The organism is Methylophilus glucosoxydans (assembly GCF_042676145.1).
Classification (GTDB): domain Bacteria; phylum Pseudomonadota; class Gammaproteobacteria; order Burkholderiales; family Methylophilaceae; genus Methylophilus; species Methylophilus glucosoxydans.
The window spans coordinates 385902-404077 of the sequence record NZ_JBHTJW010000003.1 but is presented as its reverse complement, the minus strand read 5'-3'; the positions used below and the strand labels follow the sequence as shown (position 1 = coordinate 404077).

Here is an 18176-nt window from a genome sequence, read left to right as displayed (position 1 = left end):
ACTCAAAAAGGCAATGGCACCACAACTGTCAGCGGCAATGCAACCATCGGCGATGGTACTAACTACTCATATCATCTTCTCGGTGATGGCGACGGCACCAACCGCACCCTTAACCTCAATGGCAATACAACACATCAAAGCGCTCTGCTCTATTTGAGTCATGGCAGTGTCATCAATAACAACGGCACATTTACCAGCAAAGGCGACGTGCGTAATGGTGAAGTCTACGATAACGGTATGTATCATAACTACCAATCAGACTTAAATGCTTTCAACAACGCTGGCACCTTTGTGCAAGATGCTTCCGGCAAACAAACAAGCATTAATACCGCTTTCAACAACTCTGGTACCGTCAATGTGAAATCCGGTACGCTCTCCCTGTCTGGCGGCGGCACTTCTACCGGTAGCTTTAATACTCAAACAGGTCAAACACTTGAGTTTGCTGGTGGAACACATAACCTTAACGGCAGCACGCATACTAATGATGGCACGTTCAAGGTATCTGGTGGAGAAATCAACTTCAACAGTCACTCCACCACATTGACTGGAAACGGTGACTTAAATGTCACTGGCGGCACAGTTAACATCAATGGCACAGGTAGTTTAAGTACCAGCAGCTTAAATCACAACGGCGGCACCATTGGCGGCTCAGGCAGCCTAGTCACCACAGTACTCAACTGGTTTGGTTATGGCTCAACTCAAAAAGGCAATGGCACCACAACTGTCAGCGGCAATGCAACCATCGGCGATGGTACAAACTACTCCTCTTATCATCTCGGTGATGGCGACGGCACCAACCGTACCCTTAACCTCAATGGCAATACAACACATCAAAGCGCTCTGCTCTATTTGAGTCATGGCAGTGTCATCAATAACAACGGCACATTTACCAGCAAAGGCGACGTGCGTAATGGTGAAGTCTACGATAACGGTATGTATCATAACTACCAATCAGACCTGAATGCGTTCAACAACGCTGGCACCTTTGTGCAAGATGCTTCCGGTAAACAAACATCTATTGGCGTCGCTTTTAACAACACAGGTACCGTCAATGTAAAGTCAGGTTCGCTTTACATTCAGAATCTGACTAACTACGACCAACCAACCCAAGCACTCACTGGTGGACGTTATGAGGTGCAGAATAATGGCACGCTTGCAGTCAATCTCATTAATAATCTGCAAATTAACAATGCTGAGATAACATTACGTGGCGCTAATGCGAAGTTACTCAACAGCACCAATAACACCAACGCATTAAGCACCCTCGCAAAAAACAATGGCTCAATCGCTTTAATGCAAGGTGCTGCATTAAGTACTGGCGCATTCACCAATACAGGCGCTGTGTTGATTGGCAATGGTAGTAATTTTGCAAGTACAGGCGATTACACGCAAACGTCTGGTCGCACTGTTGTCAACGGCTCACTTTCTGCAAATGAAGTGAATGTTGCAGGAGGTAGTTTGTCTGGAACGGGCTGGGTCATTGGTAATGTGAGTAATTCGGGCCTCATCGGTCCTGGTGCTTCCCCAGGCACGCTCAATATCGACGGGGACTACACGCAGCTTTCTAACGGCTCACTGTTGATGGAAATCGGTGGCAACCTGCAAGGCAGTAGTTTTGATTGGCTTAACATTACTGGTAATGCTACTTTGGGTGGCACCCTTAACCTGGTATTTGCGGCTAACTACCTACCGGTTTCAAACAGTATTTACAATATTCTGACTTACGGGTCATGGAGTCAGACAACTTTTAATCTTGTTACGGTGAGTGGCCTGAACTTAAACCAGTTTAGCTATAACACTATTTATAGTGACAAAGGCGTATCCATTAGTGTGTCAGTAATTCCCGTACCAGAGCCTGACAATATTGCATTGATATTTGCTGGCTTAGGCTTGATCAGCTTTATGGCAAGACGTAAAAATAGCTAATTTATATTAGTTGGCGATCCGCTCGAAAACGCCCTACCATTTAAGAGTAGGGCGTTTTTGTATATGAATTTAAAACAAAATGACACTGCGATTGTGTTCCCCAGCTAGCGACTCGCAAAAACATTCATCAGTCGCTGTTTAAAGGCAAACTGTCATAAGTTACACAAGGGTTTTCACCCACATTTGTGCAGTAGACAGCGTCTTAATACAACGAGATACTAATACAAATACTTGGTATGTAATTTAAGTATTTTGGCGAATGCGGATTTGATAAAGCGGCACTTTCGTAGCCTGTTGACACCGAAATTATCTACAGTCGTAAAGCCTAAATTAAATAACGCTTAACGGTGAGGTCAGTACTGATTAACGAAATAAGCCGTTAAATGCCCATTTTAAACATCTAATTCAGATTAAGAGTAACTCATGCATTTTACTCAGCATCAATTCGATGGCCTTGTCTCTTCGCTATACGAAGCAGTAGAGCATCATCAATCATGGCAGCCATTTTTTCAACGGCTGAGCGATCAAGTCGGGTGCAGCATCTATGCCTTAGCTATAGATAAAAAGCATGGTGCATTGTCTTATAGCGAAGGCGCCAATTTGCCTGATGAAGGTGAGCTTGGGTATATTCAAAAATATCAGGCGATTGACCCGCGCTTACCACTGTTGCTACCGCTCCCAGTCAACACTTGGTTACATGACCACCTTTTGCTTGATGAAGCATTCGTGGCCAGCAATACGTTCTATCAGGAATTTTTGATTCCCTTAGGCATGCGTTATGTCTCCGGGATTAAAATCATTGATGATGAAGATGTCACCCTGATATTTTCTTATTTGCGGTGCCCACAGCAAGGGCCGGTACCAGACGATATCATTGCTTTCACCAACCGATTAATCCCCCACATGCAGCGCGCAGCGCGTATGGTGGTAAAAAACTTTACTTATTCCACACAGGCCTTGGTGGGCCTTGCCTTAGTCAATAAACTGCAACAGCCTGTGATGCTCACCTCCATTAATGGCGAAGTCATACACACCAATCAAGCCGCGCAGCATTTACTCCAAGCAACCGCCCTTATTTCGATTAAAGACGGCAAATTGGTGATGCCAGCAAACTGCATGCAAGCGTTTTTGCAAGAAGCAGCCATGACCGAGAAAGCCATCAAAGAAAACAGGTTCTCAGCTGAGTCTGCATACAGCTATCAAACCCTGCAACTTCACAACAACGAGCACTCAACCACCACAGAAAAACTGTATGCTTTTTACAGTGTGCTGATTCCACAATATGTGCTGGGCACCTTTGGCTTGCGTCCGCTTATGTTGCTGATGTTTTATCATCCAAATTCGGCTCCACCTACCGATGTCGCACTCTTGGCAGCGGCATTTGATTTAAGCCCGGCCGAATGCCTGATTGCAAGCTTGCTTGCTGACGGAAATCCCATTGAGGAAATTGCGACACAATTAGGGAAAAAACAAGATACGGTTAGAAAACAATTGCAATCCATCTACCAAAAAACTGCAACTAGCAGACAACCCGAATTGATGCGTCTGCTGCAACACTTACCCGCCTACTTTGAATAAATTGCAAACATGCAAAATGCCGACTTACACTTTGATCGCCTGGTTCACCTGATTTACGAGACCATTAACGACATCAGTCAATGGGATGCCGTATTTTCAGCGTTGCGAGAGGCATTGGACTGTAAAGTCGTTCATGCCTTTGCCATCGACAAGCAACACGGCACCATGTCATTTAGCACAGGCGCTAACTTACCGGCAGATGGGGAATTAAGCTATTTACAGAAGTATCAATTTATTGACCCGCGCAGTAAGTATTGGAATGTCCTGCCATCGCAGGAATGTTTTCATGACCATGAAGTGTTTGATGATGACTACGTTGCAAAGAGCGAGTTTTATCAAGCATTCTTGTTACCTTATGGCGTACGTTATCTCACTGCGCTGAAGGTAATCGAAAGTGATGCAATCTCATTTTCAATTGGATGCTTACGAGGCCCCGAACAAGGGCCTCTTTCAAAAGCATCTGTCGAATTGGCGAAGCAGCTTCTGCCCCATTTGCATAGGGCAGTCAAAATCAATGCCAGCCATTTTACTTACTCAACCCAAGCACTCATTGGCCATTCGCTTGTCAACAAAATGAAGCAGCCGGTATTGCTCACCTCAATGAGCGGCAATATCGTGCTTGCAAATCAAGCAGCCTATACTTTATCCAATATCTGCAATTTAATCTCGCTATCCGATCAACGCCTGCAATTACCAGAGCCAGCCATGACGCAATTGCTAGCTGGCTTTGCCAAGATTGAGCAACAGATCAAGCAGGGTGAATATGCGCATGGCAAAGACTATGGCTATCAGGCGCTTAGAGTCAGTGCACCGGTTGCAGCGAAAGACTCAACAAACATGCTGGTATTTTATTTGCCACTCGTGCCGCAATTGACACTTGGCGTGTTTGGCATGCGTCCGCTCATGATGCTGATTTTTTATCACCCCAATATGCCAAACGAGATGAACGACAATCTGTTACTGAGTGCGGCATTTGACTTGAGCCCGGCCGAACTTAAAATTTCCGCCATGATTGCAGACGGGTTGACAGTAGATGAGATTGCTAAAAGGTTAAACAAGAAGCCCGACACAGTTCGCAAACAACTGCAATCTATTTACGAAAAAACTGCCACCAATAATCAAATCGAGTTGATGCGCCTGTTACAACATTTACCAGACAATCGACTCTTCACCCATCTGAATTCCAGGTTTTAGAAGAGGTAAGCATGAATATCACCCAAGAACGCTATGACCAACTTGTAAACCTCGTATACGAAACCATTGAAAATAACGCTGCTTGGGATCAACTATTTGCAGCATTGCGCGAAACGCTGGAGCTTAAGGTGCTGCAAGCCTTTGCTTTTGACAAACACCACGGCATGCTCTCATTCAGTGGTGGTGCCAATGTACCGGTTGAAAGTGAATTGAGTTACCTGCAAAAGTACCACTTTATAGACCCCCGCGCTGCAGCCATCATGGCGCTCCCCCCGCTGGAGTGGGTGCATGACCATGAAATGCTAGATGATGACTTTGTCGCCACCAGTGAGTTTTTTCAGGACTTTTTGCTGCCACTGGATTTACGCTACCTCTCAGGCTGCAAAGTGGTCGAAGATGAAACGCTGTCATTCATGATTGTCGGCTTACGCAGTCAGGCACAAGGGCCGCTTGCTAAAGAAGGGGCGGCATTTTTAAGCAGGTTATTGCCACATCTTGCCCGCGCTGCCCGTATAGGTGTGAATCACTTCATTTACTCTACCCACGCATTAGTCGGGCATGCACTCGTCAACCGCTTAAGCCAACCAGTTATTTTAACCAACACCACAGGCAAAATCATACACATCAATCAGGCAGCCAAGCATCTGCTAGATTCGACCATGCTTATCGCGGTAAATGGTAATGGTCAACTTGAAATGCCCAAACAAGTCCTTAACAGTTTTCTAAAAGACTGCGCCGAGATAGAGCGCCAAATCAAACTAAACGGTATTGCAGAGGCCGCCTCGCAACAATACAAACCACTACAAATTCACTCAGCCACGCACAACCAAAACGCAGAAAAGCTCTATGCGTTTTATACGCCCTTGCTGCCAGAAAAAGTCATGGGCAGCTTTGGCCTCCGGCCACTCATCATGCTGATGTTTTATCACCCCGAATCCACCACACCGATTGACAGCAACCTGCTTGTCGCCGCTTTTGGTTTATCCCCAGCCGAATGCAAAATTGCCACGCTGCTAGCAGAAGGCTACTCAGTGCTTGAGATCGCGCAATCTCTTAATAAAAAAGAAGACACCATCCGCAAGCAGTTGCAGTCGATTTATCAGAAAACCTCGACTAACCGGCAGCCGGAACTAATCAAGCTGCTATTACATTTGCCTACCAATCCCAACAAGCTTGCAGACAATTCGTTAAATCACCTCCTCTGAAAACTGTCCATACAAAGCTTTATTCAGATACATCCTTTGTGAGGTTGCCGCAAAAGGTAGCTCAGGTCATTCCATGTTTATGGAATATCTATCTAGTAGAGAATTAAATACACTGAGTATTCAAAATTTAATTTTCTTACATCTACCCATTGAAAGGTCTCAACATGCCTGGTCTTTATTTGTATAAATCTATCAAATTCTCTTTTTCAGGATTACTGATTTCTCTCGCAGCTTTCAGCACTAATTCAAACGCAGCACTAAAAAGCTACACTACTAACGGCGTAGATTTAGTTTACAGCTCTGTCAGTGACGTGACATGGATGAAAGATGCCAACTTGTTAAAAACCATGATGGCGTCAGATAGCAGTCTGGTGAATAAAATATTATCGGCCAGCCCCAAATTAATTTTTGAATATGGGAACTCCTCTTATTATGACCCTTTGGATGGTTTTGCCAAACTTGGCTACAAAGTCACAACAAGTGACTTTAAGGCGGATGGTCAGGCAACATGGTTTGGTGCCAATTTATTTATCAACTATCTCAACACCATTAACTATGCTGGTACAAATAACTGGCAGCTACCTACATTTTCAAATAAATGGTTGACTGGACAAGGTCCAAACTATCCCGTTCATAATGAACCATCGAACGGGACTGCAAAGGGAGATGAGTTTATCGAGCTTTTCTACAGTGAGTTAAACAGTACACCAGCATACTCAAAAGGTGAATCCCCAAGTTTTGATCCTCCAAACCCCAATGCAGGTTTTAACAACTCAAATAATATTTTTACTCTCGCCCAACAAAGCAGCTCATTCTGGAGTGGTACTGAATCACCAGCACCTGAATTCTATTGCAATAATGGCGATAACTGCTTAGCTAAAGCATTTACTGATGATGGTGGTTCTTTCGCTATGTTAAAACAAAATTTCTCTTATGTTTGGGCAAACACACAAGGTCAAATCTCCGCTGTACCCGCCCCCGCTGCTGCATGGCTGTTTGCCACTGGCCTGCCTATCGTAGCTGCCGCCGCTCGTCGCAAAAAACAAAGCGTTTAACTCAATTAAAGCCAGACTTGTTCTGGCTTTTTGTTTTCAACCGATCTATTCCATGTTTATGGAATAGACATTCGTCATGACCTGCATAAAACTACTAGAAAATTTATTAGAAATAACATCATGCTTGCAAGACTTTTTAAAGCCCCGCGCCAATCAATATCAAGTGCAATCACGACTGCATTCCTTTGTACACTGCTAACAGCCTGTGGTTCAACACCATATGTTGGACAACAATCGAATATGGCATCGCAGCAAAATGCGCAAATAAAAACATTTCAATCACTTGTTGATAAAAAAGAATGGCAAAAAGCATTCGACTTTTATAACCAAAATGCCTCGGTGCTGGATAACTCAGCAGAGGGAAAGGCTACAGCTGAAAAATTAACTCTACAAATACAAAAGTTTTGGGCTGAGGATGTCATTGATAAACTCAGCAACGATCTTGAAGCCATTGCAAAAAATCTGAATACCAATGACACCACTCAATGGCCTTACATCAAAACCAAGCTATCAAAATCAAATGAAACTTTGTCGGACATCAGCAACCATTCTCTGGTCGGTAAGCGAAATCCTTTTTCGACCTGGCCATCAGCTATTCGCCTTAAAGCTGCGCATGATTTAATTACTAAAAGCTACATTACAGCGTTACAAAAGAGTTTAGAACAAAGCAATATTGAGACCGATGATTTTTTTAATACCTATCCATTAGCAATTTCTGATGAATACAAAGATGAAGTATCAAAAGAAATATTTCCGTCAATTCAATCTCGACTAAGTAAATCAAAAAACACAGAACAAGCGAGCAAACTCTTAAAAGCATATGAGCCTTATTTAATTACTCCAGCACGATCAAAACTTGCTGCAACTTGGCTGAAGCAATACGCAAAAGAAAAGAAAATTAAACAGCCACTAACACTACAACAGCGCATAAACGCCCTTAAAGCATTCAGCAATAACCCGGAACAATGGATTAATTCAGTAGTAATAGCAATTAAGAGCTCAAATCAAGAAATCAATAAGCATTTACCCAAGGCAATAGGCGCCCAAAACTCAACAACAATTGAAATCAATGAGATTGATAACACGATTAAAAAATTCAGCCCAGAGGACTATGACCTTATTAGTTTTGTGAGCGTCTCGCCCGCGACTGGTAGCAGCCAAATTGTCAAAGAGGAAAAGCAACCCGCCAAATATTTGGTAAAAGAAGAAAAAATAGCAAACCCTGAACTAGACTCCCTGAGAAAAAAACTGGATGACGAGCAAGCTTCATTATCGAATATCAGACAAAGTAACAGGAATTCAGCCATGCTTAACAGCATGAACAATACAGGCGATAAAGATATTGCAATACTGCAAGCATTAACCAATGGCCTCGCAAAATACTCAGAATCTGAAGCCGAATCGGATGTGAATGATGCCAGAAAAGCTTTAAATGCGGCCCCCAAAACAATCAGTAAGAAAGTATATGGTGATTATCAAAGAGTAAAAATTACCAGAAAACATATTGCAGAAATGCCAGTTGATATTCTTGTATACGATGCCGCAACAAAAAACTACTACGCATTCAACGACGAAATAAAGAAAGAGCGGGAGTTTAGTTATATTGACCCGCAATCTCTAAAACAATCAGATAGCGATCCACCGCCTAGTTTATTGCTAGCAAAAATGTGGGAAATGCTAGCTGAGCAATTACAACAAAAGGATTTCAAGCAATATTCATTAAATCAATCACAACTTGTTAACTTAACAACTGAAAAAACAAAACCTACAAAGCTTGCTCAATGGATTAAACAAGTTGAAAAAAATCAAACCCACACTAACGAAAAGCTGCTGACAGAGCTTGCAGCTGCTGGCAAGCCTTGGTCAGCAGAAACTGATAGTCCGCTAGAGCTTTACAAAAAAATTAAACAGCGTTTCCAATAATTAAAGAAATGACGATATGAAACTCACCACAATCAAATTTATCAAGTTAAATCTGCTTGTTTTATGCATCTCGGTAATAACGAACGCAAATGCTAAACCTGAGGATGAATGCGAAAAACAACTTTTAAGTACACAAGGTCTATCTGTATCCGGAAATACGATATCACCTGGACAAATCTTTCCTATTTCATTGGTTTCGGATAAAGGGAAGGTAGAAGCCACTATAGAACTCAGTTTAAAAAAAATGAAAAATGCTGTTGTCGTGGATGGCGAAATTAAGAATGTTGGTAATTGCGTGATATCCACCTTTATGCCAGTAGGTTTGCATCCAATAAAAAATGGATTGCCACTGAAGTGGCACACCTTGCCTGAAGGGCTCAAACATTCTAGTCCTACATTAAAGCCTGGAGAATTTGTTAAATTTTTCAAAAAATACTCAATAGAGTATGCATGGGGTTTTAATATTAAAGTAGGCACATTTTGGCTTAGCCCTTCTGACAAGCCAGCTGAAAACAATCTAGATGCCTGTTCAGATAAAGCTATTGCAAAGCAATTAGAGAAAATTGCAGATCAAGAGACAAAGAGCGAGCTAGACGTTTGTCAATCAGCTGAGGCTATGAAAAGAGTTAATCAAACTACACTTGAGCTCATTGATAAATGTTCAACTAAATCTAAAGAACTACAAATTCTAAAGAATAATATCGAGCAAAACTCTGTGAAACTGAATTCAAAAATAAACCAAGAATGTTTCGCAGAAACAAAATACCCTACGAGTAAAAAGTCTATGAACAAAAAAACATCAATCTCTCAAGGATGTGATGATGTATATAAACGGGTTCAACATATATATGATCAAGAGATAAACAATAATAGCAACATTACAAACATGTGTGAGAATGCAAAAGCCACAGTAAGAGGAAGTGAGATGGCCATCAAGTTATATGAGGAATGTAACTACGAAAATGATGTAAAAGAAGTAAATAAAATAATAAAAGATGGTTACCAAGATATTGAGAATTATTGCAAATAAAAAGGCCAATGTCGTTTTAAGGTAGTAACAAATCTCTTGGGGCATCCACCAATCAAAAGTCTGGGTAAAGCAACCTTTTTGTTGTTTTATATTTTACAGTACTCAAACAACTCAAAAAAAAGAAATCAATAAGTTGCTTTTAATTAAAATAGAAACTAATATGTTTCTTAAATTTAAAAAGGAAGCATATATGTTGACAAATTTTGGCTCGCTACTCGAACAGATAAAACAACGACGTTTAGCGCTGTGCCTTAAACAGAATGACATGATGTTGCGCGTAGGCGTTTCTCGTCAGCAGTATCAAAGACTGGAATCTAAAGGCAACCCTCGGCTAGATACCCTGACGTTGATAGCAAAGGGCTTGCATAGCGAGCTGGTGCTGGTGCCCAAAGAAAAACTTAACGCTGTGTTGGCTGTGCTAGAACAGGAGGATTCAGCCTCAAACCAGACGCATGCAGTCACATCGACAAAAACAGAGGCCAATAAAAATCTTTCAGACAATCCATGGCAGGGTTTGCTTGGGGATGAAGCATGAGCATAGACCATGGAGATGAAGTCAATGTTCTCATGCTCCGCTTGCATGACAGGCTGGTGGGTTATTTGGCTGGCAATCAAAGTGGCAGAAATGTGTTGAGTTTTAGCGAGGAATTTAAGCTGGATGCCCACCGCCCTACATTGAGTTTGACTACGCATCCAGCGTTTCCTCGTGCAGATAAATTAATGGCGGAACCCTGGGTCAAAAACCAAAGGCTACATCCTTTGTTGTCTAATTTACTGCCAGAAGGTGCGCTCAGAGCGTTAATCGCACAGGGGCTAAAAGTGCATATCGACAACGAGTTTCATCTTCTCGCTTATCTTGGTGCCGACCTGCCGGGGGCCTTGGTGGCTGAACCAATGGAACCGGAGGATATACCAGCGCATATTCTTCGCACACATGGTAATGCGCGAGCCATCAAATTTGACAAGGTGTCATCAGAAAATAAATTCTCTCTGGCTGGCGTGCAGATGAAGTTTTCCATGAAGGAAAAAGACGGTCGCTACAACCTCTCCAACGGGGGGGTGTTGGGTGATTGGATTGTAAAAACACCTTCTACCAAACATAAAAATGTACCAGTGAACGAATATACCGCCATGAAGCTTGCGGCATTGGCTGGCATAGAAATACCTGAAATCAAACTGGTGGAATTAGACAAGCTAGATCGGCTCCCCCAAATCAATTTTCCAGATGAAAAACTAGCCTTTGCAATCAAGCGATTTGATCGCAATAATGATGTGCGTATCCATATGGAAGATTTTGCGCAGGTGTTGGTGAAGTACCCGCATGAAAAATACAACTCGGCAAATTATGAGCAAATAGGCAACATTATTTACACGTTTTCTGGTGAGGGTTTAGCTGATGTGCAGCAGTTTGCCAGGCGATTGTTGGTCAATATCCTGCTAGCTAATGGCGATGCGCACCTCAAGAATTGGAGTTTAATTTATGCCGATAAAATTACGCCAAAACTTTCACCGGCTTACGATATTGTGACTACCAGCGTCTACATTGACGGTGAAAAACATTTTGCACTCAACTTGGGCAAAACGAAAAACTGGTATGACGTTTCACTGGCAAACTTTCAGCATTGGGCAGAACATGCCGGAATCCCTTGGAGAGCCATTAAACCCCATCTGGATGATGTCATGGATAAAGCAAGGAATCTTTGGCCAGGTGAACTCAAGAACCTTCCAATGAATGAGGCACATAAACTAACACTGACAAACCATTGGCGAAATTTGCAGGATGACTTTCGAATCATATAATTGAAAGGTGACTTGAAGTGTTTGCATTTGAATTCAATAGGTACAGATTTTTCTCCTGAATCTGATGTGGGGGTTTTTTCATATTTAAAGTCATAGAGATGCTCAAGGATTGAATCTCACAAGTGCTTATCGCTATAATCAACTAAAAATATAAAAGCGATATTGTTTTGAGTAAGACTGCCTTAAATAAGCTTTACTGGCTAACTGGTTGCGGATTGTGTTTACAGTCCGATTTTGCCTTATCAGAAAACATTGAGCTCCCTCCCGTTAGCATCACCGCACAAAAACGCATTCAACCCATAGATGAAGCGCCCATCGCGGTTACTGTCATTAATCAGGAAGCATTAAATCAACGGCACGCAAAAACCTTGTCAGAAACCCAAGGTTTGGCACCTGGCGTTTCGGTGATTCAAAATGGGCTCACTAAAGCAATTTCTATTCGTGGGATTGGCGGAGGAGGTAGAAATATTGGATTCGATACGCGCACAGGCGTTTATATCGATGGCGTATATGCTGGCCAGGCACCTGCGTTAGAATCTCCCATTTTTGAGATTGAGCAGATCGAAATTTTAAGAGGCCCGCAGGGCTTTTTGTTTGGGCGCAACACTGATGCAGGTGCGGTAAACATTACAACCAAGCCACCTTCCGAGTTTTTTGAAGGATATGTGAGGTCTGGGATTGGCAACCTGAATTATTTTGAAAATGCCATGATGGTTACAGGGCCAATCAGGCAGGATGTGTTAGGCAAAATCACCTTAAGTTCTGAAACGCGTGATGGTTTTATTGAAAATACAGCCACGGGCGATGAATTAAAGAATATCAATCGTTTTGCGTCTAGAGGCCAGCTTAGATACCTAGCGACCGAGCAATTAACCATAGATGTAAGTGCTGATTACGCTAATATCCATCACACTGATTTTTTACCTCAAGCGACGTCCGGGTTGTTTGACGCGCCTTTATCAAGGGTTGATAAAAATAAAGTGAGTGTAAACAATCAACCATTCGCTAAAAACGAAATATTCGGTGGCGCACTTAAGGCCGAATATTTAATGGATAGAGGCCATACGCTGACTTCTATCAGTGCCATGCGCCATACAAAGAACCTTCAGCGACTGGATAACGATTACAGTACAGCCGATTTGATTCATACCGACTTTGCAGATGAGTTTACTCAAACATCTCAAGAAATACGTATTAACTCGCCGCAAAATCAAAGCATTAGATATGTGTTTGGCATTTATGGTGAACATGAAGCTGCAAAAACGCATAGAACGGCATTTTTTGGGCAAGACACTTCCACCCTCGTTCAACTACCTGGCATAGGCCTTGTGCCATTTGATGCGGCTTTTGGAATTGCACCAAATGCCCGAGCACCTCATGTAGGCAAAGTGACAACTGACGCAATTGCACTATTTGGCTCACTTGATGCGGATATTAGCCAGTCAGTCACACTGAATCTGGGAGGACGCTATAACAGCGAACATAAACGATTAGGATTTAATAGCGATGGCACGCAAAGTGGAGCGCTAAATCTGGCTACCTTAAATAACTACAAAGACCACAGGCGAGATGATTTTTTCTCGCCAACGATTGGTGCAACCATTGCTCTATCCAATCATTTAAAAGCTTATACAAAATATGCTAGAGGCTTTAAAAGCGGTGGCTGGAATGTTGACTTTTTATCTACGGCACAAGTGAATGATGGCTTTAGATTTGATAAAGAAACCGTTGATAGTGTTGAAGTTGGTCTGAAAGGTCAATCTGAAGATCACCGCTGGCAGTATGATGCCACTCTTTTTCAGCAGCGTTATCATGACTTTCAGGTGTTTCAATTTGCGGACTTAGGCACAGGCCAAACTGTTTTGCAATTGAGAAATGCAGCTCAAGCTGAAACACGCGGTTTTGAGTCAAGCTTTAGGGGATTAATTGGATCAAGCTGGCATCTATCAGGAACATTTAGCTTTCTAGATGCTCGTTTTACTGATTTCCCAAGCGGATCAAACGCAGGAAATGCAGCAGGTCAAAGATTGCCTGACGCCCCAAGATTTAGCGCAAGGGCAGCAGTTGATTACACATTGAACGCCCCTTCACTGAATGGGAAGTTTAATTTTTTTATTGAAGATGCCTACCAGACTAAAACATATAGTGGTTTAAGTAACGATCAGGAGACCAGCGAGTTGGAAAGCCGACATCTCATTAACGCCCAAGTTAAATTCATAACTAATGACCGTCATTGGGAACTCGGTCTTTGGGCACGTAACCTTTTTGACAATCATTATGCCAAAACCAAAGGCAGAGACTTCTTTGGCAACCGTATTGCATTTTACGGGGATCCAAGGTTTTTTGGCGCCACCGGACAATATAACTTCTAGTAAAACAAAAAACGATTGTATTTAAAGACGCCCTTTTTAAATTAAGCCTCTTCGTTTTTAAAATGTCTGCGCACATACCAGGCAAAGAAGATCAATCCGAGGGCAGCAATCACATAATGCGACTCATGGAAGTACACCTTCAGGTCTTCCCAATGCTCGCCGGCCTTCATACCCACGTAGCCCAGCACAAAACACCAGATCAGTGAGCCGACAAAGGTGTAAGCCACAAACCGCGTCATGTTCATGCGCGCCACCCCTGCCGGGAAAGCGATAAATGTGCGCACGGCAGGCAACAGGCGGGCAATAAAAATAATGATTTCACCATGATCTGCAAACCAGCGGTCCGCCATGTCGAGGTCTTTTTTGCTGATCAGCACATATTTACCGAACTTCTCCACCAGAGGACGACCGCCGTACATGCCGAGGTAATAAGCAGGGATCGAGCCGACGACGCAACCGACAGCGCCTGCCAGCGCAATACCCCACAGCGTTAAATCGCCTTTGCTGACCAGGAATCCGGCAAACGGCATGATGATTTCAGAAGGCAAAGGAATACAGGCGGATTCAATCGCCATCAGCAACACAATGCCGCCATAGCCCATGCTGGCAATCACGGCAATAATCCAGCCCGCCACGGCAGCCACTAATTTTTCTAACATTACATAAATTCCTTCAAAAGGGTTTTCACTAATTCTACACGGTGATTGAGGTTGCCTAGCTGCACCGTGACACGTAATTTATCTGGCCCATTCATGCGGCAGCGCTTGTCGCGTTGCAGCAGATTGATCAGCTTGAGCGGATCGAGGTCGGCTTTGACATTAAACTGCAACTGAATGGCTGCGTCAGAGGCGTCGATTTTAATAATGCCCAAGGCTTTGGCGGCGATGCGCAAACGGTGGCAGGCAATCAGCGCCTCGCCGGGCTCAGGCAACAGGCCAAAACGGTCGATCAGTTCTTCCTGCATGGCATCCAGCGCGTCGTCGTCGTCGCAGTTGGCCAGGCGTTTATAAATCACCAGCCGCTCGTGCACGTCAGGACAATAATTGTTGGGCAACAAGGCTGGGGTATGCAGATTGATTTCGGTGGTCACCCCCAGTGGCGCATCAAGGTCAGGCTCTTTGCCGGCCTTGAGCTGTTTAACAGCATGATTCAGCATATCGGAATACAAGTTAAAACCGATTTCCTGCATTTCACCGCTCTGGCTGTCGCCCAGCAATTCACCGGCACCGCGGATTTCAAGGTCGTGCATGGCGAGGTGAAAGCCTGCCCCCAGGTCTTCGAGCAGTTGAATCGCGTCTAGCCGTTTTTGTGCTTGCGGCGTGATATTACGGTGCGGATCGGTCAGCAGATAGGTGTAAGCCTGGTGGTGACTGCGACCCACGCGGCCACGTAACTGGTGCAATTGCGCCAGGCCAAACATATCGGCCTTGTTGATGATCATGGTGTTGGCAGTGGGCACGTCGATGCCGGTTTCGACGATGGTCGTACACAGCAACAGGTTGGCGCGTTGCTGGTAAAAGTCGCGCATCACGTGTTCCAGCTCGCGCTCGCGTAACTGGCCATGACCGATGACGATACGGGCTTCGGGCACGATTTTCTCCAGCTTTTCCTTCATGACATAGATGGTATCCACCTCGTTATGCAGGAAATACACCTGGCCGCCGCGCTTGAATTCACGCATGACCGCCTCGCGGATAATGCCGTCCGAATAAGGCGTATGAAAGGTTTTAATCGCCAACCGTTTTTGCGGCGGGGTCGAAATCACTGAGAACTCACGCAAGCCCTCCATCGCCATGCTCAAGGTACGCGGAATCGGCGTGGCGGTCAGGGTCAACACATCGACCTCGGCACGCAGGGCTTTCATCTGTTCTTTCTGTCGCACGCCAAAGCGGTGCTCTTCATCAAGAATCGCTAAACCCAGGTTCTTGAATTTGACGTCTTTCTGAATCAGCCGGTGTGTGCCGATGATGATGTCTATGCTGCCATCGGCCAGCCCCTTGATGGCTTCGGCCTGCTCTTTGGCGGTGCGGAACCGGGAAATTTCGGCAACCTTGATTGGCCACTCGGCAAAGCGATCGACAAAGTTCTGGTAATGCTGCTCGGCCAGCAAGGTGGTGGGCACCAGCACCGCCACCTGACGGCCACCCATCACCGCGACAAAAGCGGCACGCAGCGCGACCTCTGTTTTGCCAAAGCCAACATCACCGCACACCAGGCGGTCCATGGGGCGGCCAGATTGCATGTCTTTGATGACGGCTTCGATGGCATCAAGCTGGTCTGGCGTCTCTTCAAACGGAAAGCCTTCACAAAAGGCCTCGTAATCATGCAGGCCCAAGGTAAAGGCATGGCCTTTGCGCGCAGCGCGTTGCGCATATAGGTTAAGCAACTCGGCGGCGGTATCGCGAATCTGTTTGAGGGCTTTTTTCTTGGCTTTTTCCCACTGGCCGCTACCTAGTCTGTGCAATGGTGCACTCTCGGGCGGCCCACCGGAATACCGTGAAATCAGAAACAGTTGCGACACCGGCACATACAGTTTGTCTTCGCCAAAATACTCAATCAGCAACAGCTCAGTCTCGCCCTCGCCAAAGTCGATATTAACCAGGCCCTTGTAGCGCCCCACCCCGTGCTGCTCATGCACCACCGGGTCATCCAGCCGCAGTTCGGACAAGTCTTTGAGCATGCCTTCTGCATTGCGCGCTTTCTCCTGATTGCGGCGGCGCTGCTGGCGCACGGTGCTGGCATACAGCTCGGCCTCGGTGACCACCGCCAACGCGCCCTCGCGCGCATCCTTATCCACCATGCCCTGATGCAAGGGCGCCACGCCCAGCATAACCGGGAAGTTGGATTGTGCAAAGGCGGCCCAGTCTTCAGCCAGTGAAAAACTCAGGCCATGATCGCTGAACAGTTGCGCAATGGTCTCGCGCCGGCCCAGGCTTTCTGCGGCAATCAGCACCCGCCCGTCAAATTGCTGGATAAAGGCTTGCAGTTTGTGCAAGGGCTGCTCGGCACGTCGATCTACATCGACAGGCGGTAAAACGGTTTGTTGGGCAATTTGCTGAGTGACCAGCGCGAAGTCATGCGTGCGCTTAAAAAATTCATCGGCTTTTTGCAACAATGTTTCCGGGCGCAAGATGGGTTTTTCCGCATCATGCGCCATCAGGCGGTAACGCGTACTGGCATCGGCCCAGAATGTTTGTGCGGCCTTGTCCAGGTCCCCATGCAGGCAAAGGACCGTTTGCGCGGGCAAATAATCAAATAGTGTGGCTGTCTGCTCAAAAAACAGCGGCAAATACCATTCGACCCCGCCGCTGGGCGTGCCTTTACTCACATCTTTATAGATTTTGGCGCGTTGCGGGTCGCCCTCAAAGTACTCGCGAAACTGGCTTCGAAAGCGCGTGATCGCCGCTTCATCCATAGGGAACTCGCGCGCAGGCAGCATGCGAATTTCGGGCACCGGATAGACGCTACGCTGGGTGTCGATATCAAACGTGCGTATGGTTTCGATTTCGTCATCGAACAGGTCTATGCGGTAGGGAAAGGCGCTGCCCATGGGGAACAAATCCACCAACCCGCCGCGCACGCTGAACTCACCCGGCGCCATCACCTGGCTCACGTGGTGGTAACCCGCCTGCGCACACTGATTGCGCAAGGCCTCCACATCCAGCCGCTGGCCTTTTTTGAGCATAAACGAGTGCGCGGCCAGGTAAGCCACCGGCGGCAGGCGCAATAATGCGGTCGCCATCGGCACAATCACCACATTGCTCTGGTTTTGGCTCAGTTGATACAAGGTTGCCAGGCGCTCAGAAATCAAGTCTGGATGCGGGGAAAATACGTCATACGGCAGGGTTTCCCAGTCTGGCAGCAAGTGCACGGCAATCTCTTTGCCAAAAAACGGGATTTCGTCCATCAGCCGTTGTGCTTCAAACGCACTCGCCGTTAAAACGACCAGGGGCGTGTTTGTTGCTTTTAAACCACAAGCCAGCTCGGCTAATGCCTGGCTATCCAGGCCCTGACTTTGAAAAGAAAAGCGCTGCGGATGCCCGATCACGGGGAGTGAAACTGCCATAAAAAATTAGACTCTTATTGCTCAGGT

General features: G+C 45.3%; 12 protein-coding genes. 10 read left to right on the top strand and 2 right to left on the bottom strand.

All coding sequences use genetic code 11. The features are described 5' to 3' along the window. From ACFQ1T_RS13555 to ACFQ1T_RS13510, 10 genes are all read left to right on the top strand, one after another. A partial coding sequence (locus tag ACFQ1T_RS13555; RefSeq protein WP_379077689.1) for a beta strand repeat-containing protein occupies positions 1–1926 on the top strand: 1926 nt, incomplete at its 5' end. 423 nt (positions 1927–2349) lie between these two features. Continuing rightward, a complete protein-coding gene (locus ACFQ1T_RS13550; RefSeq protein WP_379077686.1) occupies positions 2350–3504 on the top strand; it encodes a helix-turn-helix transcriptional regulator in 1155 nt (384 codons plus the stop codon). 9 nt (positions 3505–3513) lie between these two features. Beyond that, complete coding sequence (locus tag ACFQ1T_RS13545; protein ID WP_379077683.1) at positions 3514–4698, top strand: helix-turn-helix transcriptional regulator; 1185 nt, start codon at positions 3514–3516, stop codon at positions 4696–4698. An 11-nt stretch (positions 4699–4709) separates the two neighbouring features. Continuing rightward, positions 4710–5903, top strand: coding sequence for a helix-turn-helix transcriptional regulator (locus ACFQ1T_RS13540; RefSeq protein ID WP_379077680.1), 1194 nt, complete (start codon positions 4710–4712; stop codon positions 5901–5903). A gap of 164 nt (positions 5904–6067) precedes the next feature. Then, positions 6068–6958: a VPLPA-CTERM sorting domain-containing protein gene (locus tag ACFQ1T_RS13535; RefSeq protein ID WP_379077677.1), complete on the top strand. Its 891-nt coding sequence runs from the start codon at positions 6068–6070 to the stop codon at positions 6956–6958. A gap of 120 nt (positions 6959–7078) precedes the next feature. Further along, positions 7079–8881 (top strand): hypothetical protein, encoded by a 1803-nt coding sequence (locus tag ACFQ1T_RS13530; RefSeq protein WP_379077674.1) that lies wholly within the window; start codon positions 7079–7081, stop codon positions 8879–8881. 16 nt (positions 8882–8897) lie between these two features. Next, positions 8898–9911, top strand: coding sequence for a hypothetical protein (locus ACFQ1T_RS13525; RefSeq protein WP_379077671.1), 1014 nt, complete (start codon positions 8898–8900; stop codon positions 9909–9911). 160 nt (positions 9912–10071) lie between these two features. Next, on the top strand, positions 10072–10446 hold the full coding sequence (locus ACFQ1T_RS13520) for a helix-turn-helix domain-containing protein (RefSeq protein WP_379077668.1): 375 nt from the start codon (positions 10072–10074) through the stop codon (positions 10444–10446). Next, the gene (locus ACFQ1T_RS13515; protein ID WP_379077665.1) at positions 10443–11711 is read left to right on the top strand and encodes a type II toxin-antitoxin system HipA family toxin; all 1269 of its coding nucleotides are present in this window, start codon (positions 10443–10445) and stop codon (positions 11709–11711) included. Before ACFQ1T_RS13520 ends, ACFQ1T_RS13515 begins: the two co-directional genes overlap by 4 nt. A 167-nt stretch (positions 11712–11878) precedes the next feature. Beyond that, positions 11879–14083 (top strand): TonB-dependent receptor, encoded by a 2205-nt coding sequence (locus ACFQ1T_RS13510; protein WP_379077662.1) that lies wholly within the window; start codon positions 11879–11881, stop codon positions 14081–14083. 41 nt (positions 14084–14124) lie between these two features. Here ACFQ1T_RS13510 and ACFQ1T_RS13505 read toward each other — a convergent pair whose 3' ends face one another. Continuing rightward, the gene (locus ACFQ1T_RS13505; RefSeq protein ID WP_379077659.1) at positions 14125–14742 is read right to left on the bottom strand and encodes a DedA family protein; all 618 of its coding nucleotides are present in this window, start codon (positions 14740–14742) and stop codon (positions 14125–14127) included. Next, on the bottom strand, positions 14742–18149 hold the full coding sequence (gene mfd / locus ACFQ1T_RS13500) for a transcription-repair coupling factor (RefSeq protein WP_379077656.1): 3408 nt from the start codon (positions 18147–18149) through the stop codon (positions 14742–14744). Before mfd ends, ACFQ1T_RS13505 begins: the two co-directional genes overlap by 1 nt. Positions 18150–18176 lie beyond the last annotated feature (27 nt).